The 17,452-nt window shown below is 63.7% G+C and carries 26 protein-coding genes; 13 read left to right on the forward strand and 13 right to left on the reverse strand.

Annotated elements, in window-relative coordinates:
• The first annotated feature begins 178 nt into the window (after positions 1-178).
• From rpsJ to AC04PT_RS19675, 4 genes are read left to right on the forward strand one after another with little or no spacing between them, the layout of a single operon-like run.
• Positions 179-493 carry a 30S ribosomal protein S10 gene (gene rpsJ, locus AC04PT_RS19660; RefSeq protein WP_323768096.1) on the forward strand — a complete coding sequence of 105 codons (315 nt, stop codon included), beginning with the start codon at positions 179-181 and terminating at the stop codon, positions 491-493.
• A 13-nt stretch (positions 494-506) separates the two neighbouring features.
• Entirely contained in the window at positions 507-1,370 is an 864-nt protein-coding gene (rplC, locus tag AC04PT_RS19665; RefSeq protein ID WP_482875492.1) for a 50S ribosomal protein L3, read from the forward strand.
• Positions 1,367-1,984 carry a 50S ribosomal protein L4 gene (gene rplD / locus AC04PT_RS19670; RefSeq protein ID WP_482875493.1) on the forward strand — a complete coding sequence of 206 codons (618 nt, stop codon included), beginning with the start codon at positions 1,367-1,369 and terminating at the stop codon, positions 1,982-1,984. Before rplC ends, rplD begins: the two co-directional genes overlap by 4 nt.
• Complete coding sequence (locus AC04PT_RS19675) at positions 1,981-2,277, forward strand: 50S ribosomal protein L23 (RefSeq protein ID WP_482875494.1); 297 nt, start codon at positions 1,981-1,983, stop codon at positions 2,275-2,277. Before rplD ends, AC04PT_RS19675 begins: the two co-directional genes overlap by 4 nt.
• 76 nt (positions 2,278-2,353) lie before the next feature.
• Here the strand turns inward: AC04PT_RS19675 and AC04PT_RS19680 are convergent, their stop codons facing one another.
• Together AC04PT_RS19680 and AC04PT_RS19685 are read right to left on the reverse strand one after the other, a co-directional pair.
• Positions 2,354-2,677, reverse strand: a complete 324-nt coding sequence (locus tag AC04PT_RS19680) for a phasin family protein (protein WP_482875495.1) — start codon at positions 2,675-2,677, stop codon at positions 2,354-2,356.
• 172 nt (positions 2,678-2,849) lie between these two features.
• Complete coding sequence (locus AC04PT_RS19685) at positions 2,850-3,323, reverse strand: PRC-barrel domain-containing protein (protein WP_482875496.1); 474 nt, start codon at positions 3,321-3,323, stop codon at positions 2,850-2,852.
• 420 nt (positions 3,324-3,743) lie between these two features.
• Between AC04PT_RS19685 and rplB the strand changes: the two genes are divergently transcribed.
• From rplB to rplP, 5 genes are read left to right on the forward strand one after another with little or no spacing between them, the layout of a single operon-like run.
• On the forward strand, positions 3,744-4,586 hold the full coding sequence (rplB, locus tag AC04PT_RS19690; RefSeq protein WP_482875497.1) for a 50S ribosomal protein L2: 843 nt from the start codon (positions 3,744-3,746) through the stop codon (positions 4,584-4,586).
• 3 nt (positions 4,587-4,589) lie between these two features.
• Positions 4,590-4,868, forward strand: a complete 279-nt coding sequence (gene rpsS, locus AC04PT_RS19695; RefSeq protein WP_048532936.1) for a 30S ribosomal protein S19 — start codon at positions 4,590-4,592, stop codon at positions 4,866-4,868.
• 3 nt (positions 4,869-4,871) lie between these two features.
• On the forward strand, positions 4,872-5,252 hold the full coding sequence (rplV, locus tag AC04PT_RS19700) for a 50S ribosomal protein L22 (protein ID WP_244688510.1): 381 nt from the start codon (positions 4,872-4,874) through the stop codon (positions 5,250-5,252).
• Positions 5,252-5,959: a 30S ribosomal protein S3 gene (gene rpsC, locus AC04PT_RS19705; RefSeq protein WP_482875498.1), complete on the forward strand. Its 708-nt coding sequence runs from the start codon at positions 5,252-5,254 to the stop codon at positions 5,957-5,959. The genes rplV and rpsC overlap by 1 nt, the downstream gene beginning before the upstream one ends.
• 13 nt (positions 5,960-5,972) lie before the next feature.
• Positions 5,973-6,386, forward strand: a complete 414-nt coding sequence (gene rplP / locus AC04PT_RS19710; RefSeq protein WP_482875499.1) for a 50S ribosomal protein L16 — start codon at positions 5,973-5,975, stop codon at positions 6,384-6,386.
• Between the two features lie 244 nt (positions 6,387-6,630).
• On the opposite strand, the gene AC04PT_RS19715 is transcribed toward rplP, so the two are convergent.
• The 7 genes from AC04PT_RS19715 to hmgA form a co-directional block, all read right to left on the reverse strand.
• Positions 6,631-7,074 (reverse strand): MaoC family dehydratase, encoded by a 444-nt coding sequence (locus tag AC04PT_RS19715; protein ID WP_482875500.1) that lies wholly within the window; start codon positions 7,072-7,074, stop codon positions 6,631-6,633.
• Between the two features lie 101 nt (positions 7,075-7,175).
• Positions 7,176-8,048: a TIGR01459 family HAD-type hydrolase gene (locus tag AC04PT_RS19720; RefSeq protein ID WP_482875501.1), complete on the reverse strand. Its 873-nt coding sequence runs from the start codon at positions 8,046-8,048 to the stop codon at positions 7,176-7,178.
• 142 nt (positions 8,049-8,190) lie between these two features.
• Positions 8,191-9,447 carry a fumarylacetoacetase gene (fahA, locus tag AC04PT_RS19725; RefSeq protein WP_482875502.1) on the reverse strand — a complete coding sequence of 419 codons (1,257 nt, stop codon included), beginning with the start codon at positions 9,445-9,447 and terminating at the stop codon, positions 8,191-8,193.
• 45 nt (positions 9,448-9,492) lie between these two features.
• Positions 9,493-10,122 (reverse strand): maleylacetoacetate isomerase, encoded by a 630-nt coding sequence (maiA, locus tag AC04PT_RS19730; RefSeq protein WP_482875503.1) that lies wholly within the window; start codon positions 10,120-10,122, stop codon positions 9,493-9,495.
• Entirely contained in the window at positions 10,119-10,469 is a 351-nt protein-coding gene (locus tag AC04PT_RS19735; RefSeq protein ID WP_482875504.1) for a DUF1428 domain-containing protein, read from the reverse strand. Before AC04PT_RS19735 ends, maiA begins: the two co-directional genes overlap by 4 nt.
• Positions 10,470-10,587: 118 nt before the next feature.
• Positions 10,588-10,938: a DUF1428 domain-containing protein gene (locus tag AC04PT_RS19740; RefSeq protein WP_482875505.1), complete on the reverse strand. Its 351-nt coding sequence runs from the start codon at positions 10,936-10,938 to the stop codon at positions 10,588-10,590.
• Between the two features lie 87 nt (positions 10,939-11,025).
• A complete protein-coding gene (hmgA, locus tag AC04PT_RS19745) occupies positions 11,026-12,381 on the reverse strand; it encodes a homogentisate 1,2-dioxygenase (protein ID WP_482875506.1) in 1,356 nt (451 codons plus the stop codon).
• A 68-nt stretch (positions 12,382-12,449) separates the two neighbouring features.
• Between hmgA and AC04PT_RS19750 the strand changes: the two genes are divergently transcribed.
• Positions 12,450-12,887 carry a MarR family winged helix-turn-helix transcriptional regulator gene (locus AC04PT_RS19750; RefSeq protein WP_482875507.1) on the forward strand — a complete coding sequence of 146 codons (438 nt, stop codon included), beginning with the start codon at positions 12,450-12,452 and terminating at the stop codon, positions 12,885-12,887.
• A 124-nt stretch (positions 12,888-13,011) separates the two neighbouring features.
• Here the strand turns inward: AC04PT_RS19750 and AC04PT_RS19755 are convergent, their stop codons facing one another.
• Complete coding sequence (locus AC04PT_RS19755; protein ID WP_482875508.1) at positions 13,012-13,437, reverse strand: GFA family protein; 426 nt, start codon at positions 13,435-13,437, stop codon at positions 13,012-13,014.
• Between the two features lie 85 nt (positions 13,438-13,522).
• Between AC04PT_RS19755 and AC04PT_RS19760 the strand changes: the two genes are divergently transcribed.
• Complete coding sequence (locus AC04PT_RS19760; RefSeq protein ID WP_482875509.1) at positions 13,523-14,434, forward strand: DMT family transporter; 912 nt, start codon at positions 13,523-13,525, stop codon at positions 14,432-14,434.
• Between the two features lie 4 nt (positions 14,435-14,438).
• Here AC04PT_RS19760 and AC04PT_RS19765 read toward each other — a convergent pair whose 3' ends face one another.
• Positions 14,439-15,260 (reverse strand): ABC transporter permease, encoded by an 822-nt coding sequence (locus tag AC04PT_RS19765; RefSeq protein WP_482875510.1) that lies wholly within the window; start codon positions 15,258-15,260, stop codon positions 14,439-14,441.
• 125 nt (positions 15,261-15,385) lie between these two features.
• On the opposite strand from AC04PT_RS19765, the gene AC04PT_RS19770 reads away from it, so the two are divergent.
• Positions 15,386-15,958 (forward strand): GcrA family cell cycle regulator, encoded by a 573-nt coding sequence (locus AC04PT_RS19770; protein ID WP_482875511.1) that lies wholly within the window; start codon positions 15,386-15,388, stop codon positions 15,956-15,958.
• A gap of 157 nt (positions 15,959-16,115) precedes the next feature.
• Here the strand turns inward: AC04PT_RS19770 and AC04PT_RS19775 are convergent, their stop codons facing one another.
• A complete protein-coding gene (locus AC04PT_RS19775; protein ID WP_482875512.1) occupies positions 16,116-16,421 on the reverse strand; it encodes a hypothetical protein in 306 nt (101 codons plus the stop codon).
• Between the two features lie 272 nt (positions 16,422-16,693).
• Here AC04PT_RS19775 and AC04PT_RS19780 point away from each other — a divergent pair, with 272 nt between their 5' ends.
• Positions 16,694-17,068, forward strand: coding sequence for a hypothetical protein (locus AC04PT_RS19780; protein WP_482875513.1), 375 nt, complete (start codon positions 16,694-16,696; stop codon positions 17,066-17,068).
• Positions 17,069-17,148: 80 nt separating this feature from the next.
• Here the strand turns inward: AC04PT_RS19780 and AC04PT_RS19785 are convergent.
• Positions 17,149-17,452 (reverse strand): hypothetical protein (locus tag AC04PT_RS19785; protein WP_482875514.1); only part of this gene is annotated, 304 nt, incomplete at its 5' end.

Genomic DNA, 17,452 nt, shown 5'->3' on the forward strand with positions numbered 1-17,452 from the left:
GGAAATAACCTGGCGGAACACCGGTTTCGCCAGGTTGCACTTTCAGGGCCAGCCTGCCATGAGGTCCCGGATCACGTCCGGGACCTGTGTCGCACAAGGCCCGAACCGGGACCGATGAAGGGGCAGGGTGGTCCTGCCTCTTCCTCTCGGGACCCAACGCCAATGAAGGCTACGACCAATGCAAAGCCAAAACATTCGCATTCGGCTCAAGGCGTTTGACTATCGCGTTCTGGATTCCAGCACGCAGGAGATCGTCAACACCGCCAAGCGGACCGGTGCCAACGTGCGCGGGCCGATCCCGCTGCCGAACAAGATCGAGAAATTCACCGTTCTGCGTGGCCCCCACGTGAACAAGAAATCGCGCGACCAGTTCGAAATCCGGACCCACAAGCGCCTGCTCGACATCATTGATCCGACCCCCCAGACCGTGGACGCGCTGATGAAGCTCGACCTCGCCGCTGGCGTGGACGTCGAGATCAAGCTGCAAGCGTAAGGAGGGCACGAACATGATGCGCTCTGGTATCATTGCAAAGAAGGTCGGCATGACGCGGATCTTCCAGGACGACGGCCGCCAGGTCCCCGTGACCGTGCTGCAACTCGACGGCCTTCAGGTCGTTGCGCAGCGTACCGCGGACGAGCACGGCTACACCGCCGTCCAGCTCGGCGCCGGCTCCGCCAAGACCAACCGCACCTCGAAAGCGATGCGCGGCCATTTCTCGAAAGCCAACGTTGCGCCCAAGCGCAAGGTGGCCGAGTTTCGCGTGACCGAAGAAGGCATGATCAATGTCGGTGAGGAAATTACCGCCGATCATTACTTCGAGGGTCAGTTCGTCGACGTGTCCGGCACTTCGATCGGTAAAGGCTTTGCCGGTGCCATGAAACGGCACAACTTCGGCGGTCTGCGCGCGACGCACGGTGTGTCGATCTCGCACCGTTCGCACGGCTCGACCGGCCAGTGTCAGGACCCGGGCAAGGTGTTCAAGGGCAAGAAGATGGCCGGCCACATGGGCGCCGTCCGTGTCACCACCCAGAACCTGCAGGTCGTCAAGACCGACGCCGACCGTGGCCTGATCATGGTCAAGGGCGCCGTGCCGGGTTCCAAGGGTGGCTGGGTCACTGTCCGTGACGCCGTCAAGAAACCGTTCCCCGAGAACGCGATCCTGCCCGCCGCGCTGAAATCCGCAGCCGAGGAAGCCGCCAAGGCCGCCGAGGAAGCCGCAGCCGCAGCCGCAGCCGAGGCGGAAGCCGAAGCCAAGCGCCTTGCCGAAGAGCAGGCCGCCGCGGAAGCCGAAGCGCTGAAAGCCGCCGAAGCGGACATCGAGGCCGACAAGGCCGAAGGTGAGCCCGAGAAGAAGGAAGGCGAGGAATGAAACTCGACGTGATCAAACTCGACGGCGGCTCCGCCGGTTCGGTCGAGCTGGACGACGCGCTCTTCGGCCTCGAGCCCCGCGCCGACATCCTGCACCGTGTGGTCCGCTGGCAGCGCAACAACGCGCAGCAGGGCACCCACAAGGTCAAGACCCGCTCGGAAACCAGCTATTCGACCAAGAAGATCTATCGCCAGAAGGGCACCGGCGGCGCACGCCACGGTGACCGCAACGCGCCGATCTTCCGCAAGGGTGGTATCTACAAGGGCCCGACCCCGCGGTCGCACGGCCACGACCTGCCCAAAAAGGTCCGCAAGCTGGGCCTGATGCACGCGCTGTCGGCGAAAGCCAAGGCCGGGCAACTGGTGGTGATCGAAGAACTCGCCGCAGACGGCAAGACCAGCGCGCTGGCCAAGCAGGTCCGTGACCTGGGCTGGAAGCGTGCGCTGATCATCGACGGTGCCGAGGTGAACTCTGGTTTCGCCCAGGCGGCCCGCAACATCGAAGGTCTGGACGTCCTGCCGTCGATGGGCGCAAACGTTTATGACATCCTCAAGCGTGACACCCTGGTGCTCACCAAAGCGGGTGTCGAAGCACTGGAGGCTCGTCTGAAATGAGCGCGAAGGCAGAACACTACGACGTGATCCGCAAGCCGATCATCACCGAGAAAACCACCATGGCGTCCGAGCACGGCGCGGTGGTCTTCGAAGTGGCGATCGACGCGGCCAAACCGCAGATCAAGGAGGCCGTCGAGGCGCTCTTTGGTGTGAAGGTCAAGGCAGTGAACACCACGATCACCAAAGGCAAGACCAAGCGTTTCCGCGGCCAGATGGGCAAGCGGAAGGACGTCAAGAAAGCCTATGTGATGCTTGAAGAGGGCAACACCATCGATGTGACCACCGGGCTCTGAGCCCCGTCACGTTACAACATCTGGAAAGCCCCGGTCTGGCGACGGACCGGGGCTTTCGCCTTTCCTGAGCCTGCCGTCAGAGCGGCACGTCGTCATAGCCGCGGGTTGCGCCGGCGGCCTTGGCCATGATCCCGATCATCCGGGTCACCTGCTCGGAATATTGCGCGATGGCGGTTTGGAAATAGTCCGACTGCACCTGCATCAGGTCCGCCGGTCCCTTGCAATCAAGGAGCGCCTGCTGGGTCTTGAGATCCTGTTGCAGGCGCTCGGACATGAAGCGGGTGTTTTCCTCCATGAGCGCGGCCCATTCCTTTGATGCCATGGGGGTGATCGCTGTCATTGCATCGCGCAACATGATGATATCGGGGCCTTTGGTGGCCTTGCGTTCGGTTCGGGGCATTCTGCATCTTCCTCCTGCAAACTGGTCTCGGTCATCGACCCGACAATGACAGGATGGCATGACGAAAGGGCTTCGGCCTTGATCTGGATCGTCCTTGGCGGACAAAAGGCCAGACATGAAAAAAGGAGCCCGCAAGGGGCCCCTTTCAAACTCGTTACTTTGTGAGCGGTGTTTAGTCCCACCAGCCTTCGTCGACACCTTCCATCGCTTCCAGCTCTTCTTCCGACTTGCGGGTCACGAGGGCGTAGGTCTTGTCGTCCACGGCGGTCAGGCGTACGTCTTCCATTCGGATCAGGACGTGCTTGTCGCCGATGTCGAGGAAGCCGCCGATTTCGGCAACGACGCCGACCATCTGGCCGTTACGGTCAAGCACGATGTCCTCGATCTCGCCGATCTCGTTCCAGTCGTCGCCGATGCCGTCGGCCTGGTATTCACCCCAGGAGCCTTCGTCCATGGCTTCGTTCATGGTGTAGATCTCGCCACCGGTGATGTCGCGCGAGCGGATCAGTTGTGCATAATCCAGCTCGTCGTTCATCATGGTGTCGTTCTTTTCCATCGCGGTGTCGTCGGCAGCCACGTGGGATTCAGCGAATGCGGCGCCAGCGGTCAGGGCGGTGGTCAGGGCGAGAATGGTAAGACGTTTCATCGTTAACTCTCCGTTCAGTGTGTCTTCACAGGGACTACGAACGGGAAGGCGGTTTGGTTCCATGATGGATTTCGGAAAATTGCGCAGGGCGAAGTCCGGTACATGCAAGACAGGCTCCGCCAGCGGCACCCAGGGCCCGCCGCCTTTGCGCAACATGGGTATGCTGGCTATAAGCCGGCAACCGCCTTGACCCCACCCCCGCCTTCCCCTATCAGACCCCATCCGCACCGCCCCAGATTCGTCTGGGGCTGTGTGTTTTGTCGTCAGGGTGGATCCACATCCAACCTTGCTGGCAGACCCAGAGTGGGTTTCGAACCCATCGCACGAACCGGGGACCTTCGGGGCCCTATACCCGGCCCGCACAGGGCCCAAACATAGCGGGGCGCACAGTCCCGCATTGCTAAACGGAAGACAGAAAGCATGGCACTCAAGTCGTATAAGCCGACGACGCCGGGCCAGCGCGGGCTGGTGCTGATCGACCGTTCGGAGCTGTGGAAAGGACGCCCCGTCAAAGCCCTCACCGAGGGTCTGACGAAATCGGGCGGCCGGAACAACACCGGACGTATCACATCGCGCCGTCGTGGCGGCGGGGCGAAACGCCTCTACCGGATCGTTGATTTCAAGCGCAACAAGTTTGACGTCGAAGCCGTCGTCGCGCGCATCGAATATGACCCCAACCGCACCGCCTTCATCGCGCTGATCCAGTACACCGATGGCGAGCAGGCCTATATTCTCGCGCCGCAGCGGATCGCCGTTGGCGACAAGCTGATCGCGTCGCAGAAGGCCGACATCAAGCCGGGCAACGCAATGCCGTTCTCGGGCATGCCGATCGGTACCATCGTCCACAACATCGAACTGAAGCCCGGCAAGGGCGGTCAGATCGCGCGCGCCGCGGGCACCTATGCCCAGTTCGTCGGCCGTGACGGTGGCTACGCCCAGATCCGCCTGTCCTCGGGCGAGCTGCGGCTGGTGCGTCAGGAATGCATGGCCACCGTCGGTGCCGTGTCGAACCCCGACAACTCCAACCAGAACTACGGCAAGGCCGGCCGCATGCGCCACAAGGGCATCCGTCCGAGCGTCCGTGGTGTCGTGATGAACCCGATCGACCACCCGCACGGTGGTGGTGAAGGCCGGACCTCGGGTGGCCGTCACCCGGTCACGCCGTGGGGCAAGCCGACCAAGGGTGCGCGCACCCGCAACAAGAACAAGGCGTCGCAGAGCCTCATCCTGCGCTCGCGTCACGCCAAGAAGAAGGGTCGCTAACATATGTCGCGCTCTGTTTGGAAAGGTCCCTTCGTGGATGCTTACGTGCTCAAGAAAGCCGAAGCGTCGCGTGAATCGGGCCGTAACGAAGTCATCAAGATCTGGTCGCGCCGCTCGACGATCCTGCCCCAGTTCGTGGGCCTGACGTTCGGCGTCTACAACGGTCAGAAACACATTCCCGTCAACGTCAGCGAAGACATGATCGGTCAGAAGTTCGGTGAGTACTCGCCGACGCGGACCTACTACGGTCATGCCGCCGACAAGAAAGCGAAGCGGAAGTAAGTCATGGGCAAGGAAAAGAACCCCCGCCGCGTGGCCGACAACGAAGCTATGGCAAAACTGCGCATGCTTCGGACCTCGCCGCAGAAGCTGAACCTCGTCGCCGGTCTGATCCGCGGCAAGAAGGTCGAGAAGGCGCTGACCGATCTGGCGTTCTCGAAGAAGCGGATTGCCCTGGACGTGCGCAAGTGCCTCCAGTCGGCTATCGCCAACGCCGAGAACAACCACGGTCTTGACGTGGACGAACTGATCGTGGCCGAGGCCTATGTCGGCAAGAACCTGATCATGAAGCGTGGTCGTCCGCGCGCCCGTGGCCGGTTCGGCAAGATTCACAAGCCGTTCTCGGAAATCACCATCAAGGTGCGTCAGATCGAGGAGCAAGCCTAATGGGTAACAAGACCAATCCGATCGGCATGCGCCTTCAGGTCAACCGCACCTGGGACAGCCGCTGGTACGCCGACACCAAGGATTACGGTGATCTTCTGCTGGAAGACATCAAGATCCGCGAATTCATCCACGAAGAGTGCAAGCAGGCCGGCGTGGCCCGTGTGATCATCGAACGTCCGCACAAGAAGTGCCGCGTCACGATCCACACCGCGCGTCCCGGCGTCATCATCGGCAAGAAAGGCGCGGACATCGAAACGCTGCGCAAGAAGATCGCCACGATGACCGACAGCGAGCTGCACCTCAACATCGTGGAAGTGCGCAAGCCCGAGCTGGATGCCCGCCTTGTCGGCGAAAGCATCGCGCAACAGCTCGAGCGTCGTGTGTCCTTCCGTCGTGCGATGAAACGTGCGGTGCAGAACGCCATGCGCATGGGTGCCCTTGGCATCCGGGTCAACGTCGCGGGCCGCCTTGGCGGTGCCGAGATCGCCCGGACCGAATGGTACCGCGAAGGCCGCGTGCCGCTTCACACCCTGCGGGCCGATATCGACCACGCGCATGTCGAGGCGGAAACGCCCTACGGCATCATCGGGATCAAGGTCTGGATCTTCAAAGGCGAGATCCTCGAGCATGACCCGCAAGCGCGTGACCGCAAGGCACAGGAACTCCAGGACGGTCCGGCCCCGCGTGGCGCCGGTGGCCGTCGCTAAGGGAGAGTAACCAATGCTTCAACCGAAACGCACCAAGTTCCGCAAGATGTTCAAGGGCCGGATTTCCGGCGATGCAAAAGGCGGCAGCGATCTGAACTTCGGGACCTATGGCCTCAAGGCGCTTCAGCCCGAGCGTGTGACCGCACGCCAGATCGAAGCGGCGCGTCGTGCCATGACCCGTCACATGAAACGTCAGGGTCGTGTCTGGATCCGCATCTTCCCGGACACCCCGGTGACCTCCAAACCCACCGAGGTCCGGATGGGTAAGGGTAAGGGCTCCGTCGATTTCTGGGCCGCCAAGGTCAAGCCCGGCCGCGTGATGTTCGAGATCGACGGCGTCAACGAGGACATTGCGCGTGAAGCGCTGCGTCTGGCGGCGATGAAACTGCCGATCAAGACCCGCGTGGTGGTCCGCGAGGACTGGTAAGCGGCGATGGGTCAATGACCCATCCTACAGATCAAAGCCCCCGTCGAGCGATCGGCGGGGGCTTTCTGTTGGCCGGACAGGACCGGGCATTGAAGTCAGATCACGGGGGGGGCAGCCCCCCGGACCCCCCGGGATACTTGCGGCCAGAAGAAGGACTGGAATTGGATGGGACCCGGCGCGGGGGACGGGTTCTGTTTACGGCTGAGGGGGAGTCCTGGCGCGGGGGTCGGACCGCGCGTCGGGCTCAGTCGAACTTGCGCGACGGCGCCAGCACCTTGGCCTCGCCGATCAGCACCTTCTTGCCATCGACCGAGCAATGGCAGTCCAGCGTCACCCGGCGCTTGGCGTGGTCGATGTCGATCACCTTGACCTCGGCATAGACCATGTCGCCGGGCCGCACCGGGGCGAGGAACTTCAGCGTCTGACCCATGTAGACGGTGCCGTGGCCCGGCAGTTGCTCGCCGATCACGGCCGAAATCAGCCCGGCGGTCAGCATGCCATGGGCGATCCGGCCCTCGAAAATCGTATCCTGGGCATAGTCGTCGTCCAGATGCACCGGGTTCCGATCGGTCGAGACCTGGGCGAAAAGCTCGATATCGAGGTCGGTCACCTGCTTGCGCAGGTGGCGGGTCATACCCATTTCGATGTCTTCGATGCAGATCGTGCCGCGGGGCATATTGTCCAACATAAGGCTCCCTTTCCGTGATCGCCGAGTAATTATTGCGCGTCACCGAGGCGACATGCGAAAGATAATTACTTCGCAACCGCAGAAAAGCAAGCCTTATTGGGTCAGCGAAGGCGACCTATCGTGTATGTGGGATTGATGTTTTCCTGTGCCAGATAGGCTTTCAGCGCCTCGGGGTCTGGATCCTGTGACGTTTTTGTCTCACGTGCGGCAAGCCCGCCGGAAATGAACAGCGAATCGATGTCCTCGCCCATGGCGCCGTCGATGTCAGTGTGCGGGCCGTCACCGATGGCCAGGATTGCGCTGTCGGCGATGCCGGAGCGGACCTCGGCCAGACGGCGGCGGGCCAGATCGTAGACCGGCGGGTGCGGCTTGCCGAAGTAGAGGCTGGTGCCGCCCATTTCGGTGTAAAGCTGCGCCACGGCCCCGGCGCAGTATTCGCGGGTGTCGCCACGATCGACGACGATATCGGGGTTGGCGCAAAGCAGCGGCAGGTCCTTCTGCTTGGCCCAAAGCAGGTCGGGGCGCAGGGTATCTGGGTCGGCCTGGGCGTCGAATGGGCCGGTGACGACGATGCCCTCGGCCTCTTGCAGAGACACGCGTTCGATCTCGACCGGGTCTGCGACCAGCTTCAGAGGTTCGAAGAACGGCAGGTCGCGCTGTTCGCCGATGTGATAGACCTTCGATCCGACCGCCCCCGTGAACATCGCCGCGCGGGCGCTGTCGCCGGAGGTGGCGATGATGTCCCAGGCGTCGTCGGGCACCTTGAAGCCGCGGATCTGCTCGGCCACCTCGGTGCGTGGGCGCGGTGCGTTTGTCAGCAGGACGACGACACCGCCGCGCTGGCGGAAACCTTGCAGGGCTGTGACCGCTTCGGGGAAGGCTTCGATCCCGTTGTGCAGGCAGCCCCAGAGATCGACGAAAGCGGCCTCGTAGCGGTCGGAAATGTCCGAAAGTTGCTGGATGATCTGGTTCATGCGGGCCTCCTTGCCGTGTCTGGGTTCAGACTTAGGGCAAGCGGCCCACGTGGGCCAGAGCCGTGACGCTTGCCGGAGGCCGCGGAAGCCTCCGGCGTAAATCTGCCGGACGGGATGAAGGAGCAGGCTGCGCTTCAGCCCGTCAGCGTGCGTAAGGGTCCTTGAGCGCCGGCAGCACCTTGGCGGTGCACTCGCCGAAGCCGATGGTGAAGCCTTCCCCCTTCGCCGCCCCGGTCAAGGTCAGCGTGTCGCCGTCCTCGAGGAAGCTGCGGGTCTCGCCGCTGTCCAGCGTGACAGGCTCCTTGCCGCCCCAGCTGAGTTCCAGCAGCGAGCCGCGTTGGTGCTTCTCGGGGCCGGAGATGGTGCCCGAACCCAGAAGGTCGCCGGGGTTCATCGGACAGCCCGAAGTGCTGTGATGCGCCAGCTGCTGCGCGGCGGAATAGTACATGACACTGTAATTGGTCTCGGCAAGGGTCGTGGCCGGTTTCGCCTCGGGCGCCAAGGTGACCTTGAGGTCGATGTCATAGAGCATCGGACCGGCGTCCTGAAGGTGCGGCAGCAGTTCCTTCTCGCGCGCCGGGGTGTGGCACCGGAACGGCTCCAGCGCCGCGCGGGTGACGATCCACGGGCTGATGGTCGTGGCGGTGGCCTTGGCCTGGAACGGGCCCAGCGGCTGGTATTCCCACGCCTGGATGTCGCGCGCCGACCAGTCGTTCAGAAGCACGTAGCCGAAAATCATCGCGTCGGCCTCTTTCACCGTCACCGGGCCTTCGCTCTCGGTGCCGACGATGGCGCCCATTTCCAATTCCAGGTCGAAGCGCGCGCAAGGGGCAAATCGCGGCGCCTCGTCGTCGGGGCCTTTCAACTGGCCCCACGGGCGGCGCACCGGCGTGCCAGACACCACCACCGACGACGCGCGTCCGTTATAGCCGATGGGAATGTGCAGCCAGTTCGGCGGCAGCGCGTTCTCGGCCCCGCGGAACATGGTGCCGACGTTGGTGGCATGGTGCTTGCCGGCGTAAAAGTCGGTGTATTCCGACACCACGAAGGGCATGTGCATCATTGCCTTGCCCTGATCGACGAGGAACGGCTCGACCGACGGCCGCGCGCCGGAGCCTTCGATCAGCAGGCCGGTCAGCCGGTTGCGCAGCCGGTCCCAGAACTCCGGCCCCTGTTCCATGACGTCGTTCCAGTAAGGCACGTCGAACAGCGGCCCGGCTGCGAAGTCCAGCAGGCCCACCTCCTCCGCACGCCGGCAGTCGAGGATCGTGTCGCCGATGGCGACCCCGCAGCGCGGCTCCTCGTCGCCGACGGAGAATACGCCGTAGGGCAGGTTGTTGAGCGGGAAGGGCGAGTCGGGGGTGTTGGCGCTGTCGACCCAGCTTCTCATCAGGGGCATGTGTGGTCCTTCTTCATCGGTGCGCAGGTGATGCGCAGCCTACGGTCATGGTGCGTCGGGTTGTCGCTCGGGCATGGCACGGGCGATGGCGTCGATCTCTTGGCACCGGGCGTCTATCTCGGTCAGCCGCGTGAAGGGGCGCAGGTCGCATCCCCAGCGGCGGGCATTGTAAAGTTGTGCCACCAGACACAGATCGGCAAGCCCCGGAGTGTCCCCAAAGCAGAACGGTCCGTCCGGGCGGATCAGTTTCTGAAAGGCGGTGAAGCCCTCGGTCATCCAGTGGTTCATCCATTCGACGGCGGCGGTCTGGTCGTGGCCCAGTGACCTGAGATGGCTGACCACCTTGAGGTTGTTCACCGGGTGGATGTCCAGCGCGATCTGGTGGGCGGCCGCTAGCGCATGTGCACGCGCCACCGGCTCCGGGGGCAGAAGCGGTGGGGCGGGCCAGGTCGCCTCGATGTAATCGAGGATCGCCAGCGATTGCGTCAGCACGGTGCCATCGTCCAGCACCAGCGTGGGCACGCCGCGTCCGGGGTTAAGCTCGGTGTATCTGGCCTTCCGCTGCTCTCCCGCGACAAGGTCCACCGGCACCACCTCGTACTGCACCCCCTTGAGGTTCAGCGCCGCGCGCACGCGGATCGAGGTTGTCGAACGCCAGTAGGAATAGAGCTTCATGAACGGTCCAGCAGGGTATCGAAACCGCCGAAGATCATCCGCTTGCCGTCCATCGGCATGTCTTCGAGGCTGCCCATGCGGGGATCTTCGAAGACCTTGTCCATGCAGGCATCGCGGGTTTCCTTGTCCGGAAATTCCAGCCACGAAAAGGCGATGACTTCGCCATCCTTCAGCGCCACCGCGCGCGGAAACGAGGTGGTCTTGCCGCGTTCCAGCCCCTCGGCGATGTTCTCAACCACGCGTGTGGCGCCATGATCGAGGAAGCAGTCGGCAACGCGCCGCGCCCATTCCTTGTAGTCGTCGAGCCGGGCCTTTTCGATCGGAACCACCAAACCTTCGACAAACATGGCTATTGCCTTTCGTTCTGGCGCCTTTCGGCGCGGTTGCGGCGCTGCACCGCCCAGATCAGCACACCAAGGGCCAGCAGCACCGGAAGGATCACCAACAGTTTCAACCCGAGGCCGGTCACGTGTCCAGCAGCGGTACGAATCCGCCCCAGATCAGACTTTTCGGTTCCATGATCGTGCGGTCGGGCGGGTCCTGCAGCCGTGGATCCTCCATGGTCGCCCGGTGGCCGGCTTCGAAGGCCTGCCTGTTGGGATATTCAATCCAAGAGAAGATGACGGTCTCATCGCCCTCCAGCCTGACGGCCTTGGCAAAAGATGTGACCTCGCCGTCGGGCACGTCGTCCCCCCAACATTCGACAACGCGGGTCGCACCGTGTTCCTTGAACACCGCCGCAACCTCGGCGGCGGCTTTCAGGTAGTCCGGCTTGCGGTCAGTCTTCACCGCGGCGACAAACCCTGCGACATACATCCGGCGGCCCTCCCGATGATCTCTGGCTGCAAGGGTGACGCCTCAGGGCCGAATCGTCCAGTTCCCCTTCGCGGACCCGCTTGCCGGTCATTTCCGCCCCGGCGTGCCATCGAACTTCTTCTCCAGCGAGGTCCAGCAGTCGATGTAATCGTCCTGCAACGGCGCCTGCTGCCCGGCGAAGCGGGTCAGGTGCTGCGGAAAGCGGGTCTCGAACATGAAGGACATGGTGTTGTCCAGCTTTTCCGGTTTCAGGTCGGCGTTCGACGCGCCCTCGAATGCGTTGCGGTCCGGTCCGTGCGGCAGCATCATGTTGTGCAGGCTCATGCCACCCGGGACGAAGCCCTTGGGCTTGGCGTCGTACTGGCCGTAGATGTTGCCCATCAGCTCGGACATGATGTTCTTGTGATACCACGGCGGACGGAAGGTATCCTCGGCCACCATCCAGCGTTCGCGGAACAGCACGAAGTCGATGTTGGCGGTGCCCGGCACGCCCGAAGGCGCTGTCAGCACGGTGAAGATAGACGGATCGGGGTGGTCGAACAGGATCGCGCCCACCGGGCAGTAGTTGCGCAGATCGTATTTGTACGGCGCGTAATTGCCGTGCCAGGCCACAACGTCCAGCGGGCTTTGTGCGATCTCGGTGACGTGGAACTGGCCGCACCATTTGACGGTCACGGTCGAGGGCGTCTCGCGGTCTTCGAAGGCGGCGACGGGGGCCTTGAAGTCACGCGGGTTCGCCATGCAGTTGGCGCCGATCGGGCCGCGGCCGGGCAGTTCGAACTTCTGGCCGTAGTTTTCGCAGACGAACCCGCGGCAGGGCCCTTCCAGCACCTCGACCCGATACACCAGCCCGCGCGGCAGGATGGCGATTTCCTTCGGTTCGAGGTCGATGATCCCCAGTTCGGTGGCAAACCGCAGGCGGCCCTCCTGAGGCACCACCAGCAGTTCGCTGTCAGCGGAATAGAAGTAGTCGTCCACCATGGATTCGGTGACGAGATAGATGTGGCTTGCCATGCCGGTCTGGGTATTGACGTCGCCCGCGGTGGTCATGGTGCGCATACCGGTCAGCCAGGTCAGGCCCTCGTCGGTGTGGGGCAGCGGATCCCAGCGATACTGGCCAAGGCTGGTGACATCGCCGATCACATTGGGCGCGCTCTTCCAGAAGGGCAGGCCAACCGGCGTGTAGCGGTGTGAATGCTTCACCGAAGGCCGGATGCGATAGCACCATGTCCGTTCGGGAACGTCGGCGGTGAAGGCGGTGCCGGAAAGCTGCTCGCCGTAAAGCCCGTAATTGCACTTCTGCGGGCTGTTCATGCCTTGCGGGAGGGCGTCGGGCAGGGCCTCGGTCTCGAAATCGTTGCCGAAGCCGGGCATGTAGCCGGGCGTGGTGCCGACTGGCGTCCGGGCTTGCGTGAGCGGGGCGGGTTGCGGGGTGTCTTTCATCGCACGTCCTCCTGTCGCCTGTCAGGTAATGGTTGTTTTTGCAACTAACAACGGGTATCGGCGCGGCCATGGCGAAAAAAGACGAATTCGATTTGCAGGAATTCCTGCCCTACCTGCTCAATCAGGCGGCCGAGACGGCCTCGGACGGTTTCCAGCGTATCTACAAGGATCGCTACGGGATGCTGCGCACCGACTGGCGGGTGCTGTTCCACCTTGGCATCTACGGTCGCATGACCGCGCGAGACATCGGCCGTCTGGCCAAGGTGCACAAGACCAAAATCAGCCGCGCCGTGGCAAGGCTGGAGGCGCGGCGGTTCCTGCTGCGCCAAGAGGACGAGGCCGACCGGCGGGTCGAGCACCTGACGCTGACGCCTGCGGGACAGGCGGCCTATCGTGACCTGCGCGGGGTGGCGGAACGCTATGACGCGGCGCTGGTGGCGGGATTGGACGCCGACGAGGTGGCAGTGCTGCGGCGCGCCCTGCGGCGTCTGGCGGAAGTGCGCTGACCCAAGCATCCTTGCGATCCGCCGTCCCGGACCTGATCCGGGACCGCCCGTCGTGGCCGGGCGCCCCGCCCGGCGACGAGGTGTGGCCAATGCAGGACCTGCTTGCGTGGCGCCGGGGCTGCGCTCAGGACCCGGTCGTGCGGCAAAAACGCAGAATGCCGGCGATACCGTCCGTTCCGCCAGTGTCCGAGGGGTGCCGGACACCGTCGAGCACCGTGACCTCGGTGAAGTCGAACGGGCTGATCCCGTCGAGGCAGGCGACGTTCACCCCCAGTTCATCAGGGGAGGAACGACGCTGATGATGGGTGTATATGCCGCAGTGCCGGCAGAAGTAGTGCTTCGCCGTCCCCGTGTTGAACTGATAGAGCGTCAGCGCGTCTTCGCCCTGCAACAGCTCGAGCCCGCCCAGCGGCGCCGTCACCGCCACCGCGCCACGCATGGTGCAAAAGGAACAATTGCAGCGGCGGGCGGTGGCCAGACCCTCGCTCAGCCGCATGCGAAAGCGAACTGCGCCACAGTGACAAGCGCCGGTATGATTGGTCTCGGTCATGACGGCAGGGTAGGGGAAGCCGGCCCCCGGGGGCAACCGCAAGCGTGGTCTTGTCAAGGCAGCGCGTTTCAGGGCAAGTCGGCCCATGTTCCAGGCCAAGACGCAAAACCCGCCGCTGGCGATCCTGCTGATGCTGAGCGCGACGGTCTTCATCGCCTCGTCGACGGCCTTCGCCAAGGCCTTGGGCACCGGCGTCCTTGGCCCCGCGCTGCATCCCCTGCAGGTCACCTTCGGGCGGTTCCTGTTCGCCGGGATATTCTTCGTGCTGGTGGTCGGCGTCCTGCGTCCGGCCTTTACCCGGGTCCATTGGCGGTTGCACCTGTTCCGGACAAGCTGCGGCTGGGGCGGAGTGACGCTGATGTTCGCGGCGGTCGCGGCCATTCCACTGGCCGATGCAACCGCGATTTCGTTTCTCAACCCGGTCTTCGCGATGATTCTCGCCATTCCGCTGCTCGGCGAAAAGGTCGGCCCGGTGCGATGGACCGCCGCTGCCATGGCTTTTGCCGGCGCGCTGATCCTGTTGCAGCCGGGCACGCAGGCGTTCCAGCCCGCCGCGCTCCTTGCGCTGGGCGCGGCGATGGCGCTGGGGCTCGAAGTGATCTTTATCAAGCAACTTTCGGGCCGCGAAGCGCCATTGCAGGTGCTCTTGATCAACAACGGCATCGGGCTCGGTCTCGCCTCTGTCGCCGTGCTGCCGGTATGGGGCGCACCGACCGGCGCGCAGTGGCTGGGGATGGCCGGGGTGGGCGTATCGATGGCGCTGGCGCAAACCTGCTTTCTCAACGCCGTGGCACGCGCAGAAGCCAGCTTCGTGGCACCGTTCAGCTATGGCACCCTGATCGTCGCGGCGCTGATCGATCTGGCCGTCTTCGGCGTGGTGCCCAGCGCGGTCTCGGCACTGGGCGCTATGGTGATCATCGCCGGGGGCGTGTTGTTGGCGTTGCGCGAGGGGCGTGCGACGGGCCGCGCCACCCTGCCGCAGCCCCACGCCGAGTGACGGCTCAGGCCTTGAGCCGCGTGCCCTTGCGGAACATCGACCAGGCCACCCAGGCCACCGCCGCGACCGACAGCACCGACACCGCCAATCCCAGCGCCGGGTTGGCGTCCGACACGCCGATCATGCCATAACGCACCCCGTCGATCAGGTAGAACATCGGGTTGACGGTGGTGACCTCGCGCAGCCCCGGCGGCAGCGCCTGCACCGAGTAGAAGGTGCCCGACAGGAAGGCCAGCGGGGTCACGATGAAGTTGGTGATCGCCGCCATCTGGTCGAATTTCTGCGCGAATATCCCCGCAAGGATGCCCAGCCCCGACAAGAAGGCCGCGCCCAGAACCACGAAGGCCAGCGCCAGCACGGGATTCGCCGGCACGATGCCCAGCGTCAGCCAGAGCCCCAGCGCGATCACCACCGCCACCACCACGCCCCGCGCCACGCCACCTGCGAAATACCCCAGCACCAGCTCGAGTGGTGACAGCGGCGGCATCAGCGTATCGACGATATTGCCCTGCACCTTCGAGATCATGATCGAGGACGAGGTATTGGCAAAGGCGTTCTGGATCACCGTCATCATCAGGATGCCGGGCGCGATGAACTGGGTGAAGGGCACGCCCATCACGTCGCCCCGGCGCGGTCCGATGGCGATGGAAAAGATCAGCAGGAAAAGTCCGGCCGTGACCAGCGGCGCAAGCAAGGTTTGCGTCCAGACCGCCATGAAGCGCTGGATCTCGCGGCGGCACAGCGTGCCCAGACCCAGCCAGTTGACCTTGCCGAACCGGCGCAGGCCCATCTCGGTGCTGCCGGGGTTTCCTGTCGTATCCTGCATCTGCATGCCTCCATTGCCGATTCGCGGCCTTGTAACTCGGCCACCAGTGACTAGAATAGAGGGCGATCAGAAATTCCCCAGGGCGGCCCGGTGAGCGAGGCCGCTTTTTCTCGTAAGGATACCCCATGGCCTGGACCGATGAACGTGTCGAATTGCTCAAGAAGATGTGGAGCGAAGGGCAGTCCGCAAGCCAGATCGCCAAGGAACTGGGCGGCGTCACCCGCAACGCGGTGATCGGTAAGGTGCACCGTCTGGGCCTGTCGAACCGCTCGGGCGCGGCGCCCGCGGCCAAGCCGGAGCCGGCCAAGGCCGCCAAGCCCGAGGCCAAGCCCAAGCCTTCGGCACCCAAGGCCGAATCCAGGCCCGCGCCGGAACCGGCCGAGGAAGAGGCTGTCGCCAAGCCCGCGACCCCGGCCCGCCGTCAGATCATCCCGGCCGGCCAGCCGCTGCCGCCGCAGCCCTCGGCCAACGAGATCAGCCCCGAGGCGCTGGCGCGGGTCAACGAGATCGAGAAGAAAGCCAAGCGGCTGACCCTGATGGAGCTGACCGAGCGCACCTGCAAATGGCCGGTGGGCGATCCCGCCACCGAAGAGTTCTGGTTCTGCGGTCTGCCGGTGCAGCAGGGCAAACCCTATTGCGAGGCGCACGTGGGCGTGGCCTTCCAGCCGATGTCCTCGCGCCGCGACCGGCGGCGATAGTCGAACCGGCGCGGTTCGGGGGCGCTGCAAGGCCGATGCGTGTTTGCAAGTTCGGCCCATAGCCGACGTTCCCTTGGTCCCCAGCCGATATCCGAAGGCGATGCCGAACGGGTCTCTGACAAGGACCATTCGGTACGGCGAAGGGCGCTGACGGCACTCAAGGCTTTCGGCCGTCGGTTTCGGCGATGACAGCAGCCAGTGCCTCCGCGACCTTCTGGGCGCGGAGGCGGGTCGTCGATGTCATTCCCAAGCCCATCCGCTCGGCCTCAGCCCGGACAAGGTAGTCCACAGCGGCTTCCTTGTCCGAATTCTCGCGAAGGAATTGGGCCGCTCTCCGGAGGTAGCCGTCATACTCGTCCGCGAACGGTTTGCCCTCCCAATGCTCGCCATCGGGAAGAATTCCAATCGGGTCCCAGATAGACCAACCGATATCTCGAAGCGCGGACAGTCTGAGCGGTCTCATGCTGCCGATTGGTGAAGTCCGTCTGTGCTTCTGTCAATCGTCGAAGGCCAATGTGGCTGAGGCGATGTTTGCGTTTGCAGTGCAGATCTGCACCCGGAGCCCCCCACGCAGTCAAAGCCCATACAAAGCTTGGTTCCGGGAGCGCGACCGAAGTCGTGTCGGCAGGCTGCCGGGCGACCTTGCACTGAAATTGTTCCCTGCAGCCACCGCACCTGCTACGTTCGGGTGTTCCTGCGAAACGGAGCCGAAACCACGGATGCGAGTGAACATTCATGAGCTACGACCTGAATTTCTGGCGCTACGTGGACGAAACGAAAGCTCGAGAACCCAGCGACTTTCGCGCAACCTATCTGGCGTTGTGCGACGGGCAGGTGCCTTCCGGACTGGCGCTTCTGCCGACCGAGAATATAGCCGAAAGGCTGGCCACCGTTCTGTCCGGATCCTGGGCCAGCGAAGGCGCGTCGGCATGGGTACGACCCGGGGCTGTGCTGGAACTGTCTTTGCATCCGACGTGGCTGCGCGTGGACCTTCGCGGCAGGTGGAATGGCGATGACGCCAACCAAATCATAGACGTGATGAAGGAAGAGTTTCGCTGCCCGCTATACGACCCCCAGATCGGGGAAATGGGAACGCGTTTCGCGGAATAGCGGGTGGCTATGAGTATGAACTGGTCCTGCCGGGTCAAGACCCGGCAAATCCTCACGGACCAATGACGCCCTCGCTCCCGTCAGCTGGCTTTGCGGGCCCAGTATTCCTTGGCTTCCGCCAGGGTGTAGGCCTGGAACTGTGCATGTGGAGGGCGCGAAATCAGCAAGCCCCGGCATGAGCCCTTATGCGAAAAGGAGTCATCGGAAATTTCGGGGATCCCCAGCCCTTTCAGACAATTGAGCAGCATCTCGGGCGTAAAGCGATCCCGAATCCTGCGGGCGGCGTATCTCGATGTGTCTTCGAAGGGGAAGGGCGTTCCACCTTGATGGAAAACCCACCGCCCGCCGTCATTGGCCGCTGAAATACTCCTGCGATATCCGTAT

The sequence above is a fragment of the Litorisediminivivens sp. KMU-197 genome (genome assembly GCF_056858395.1).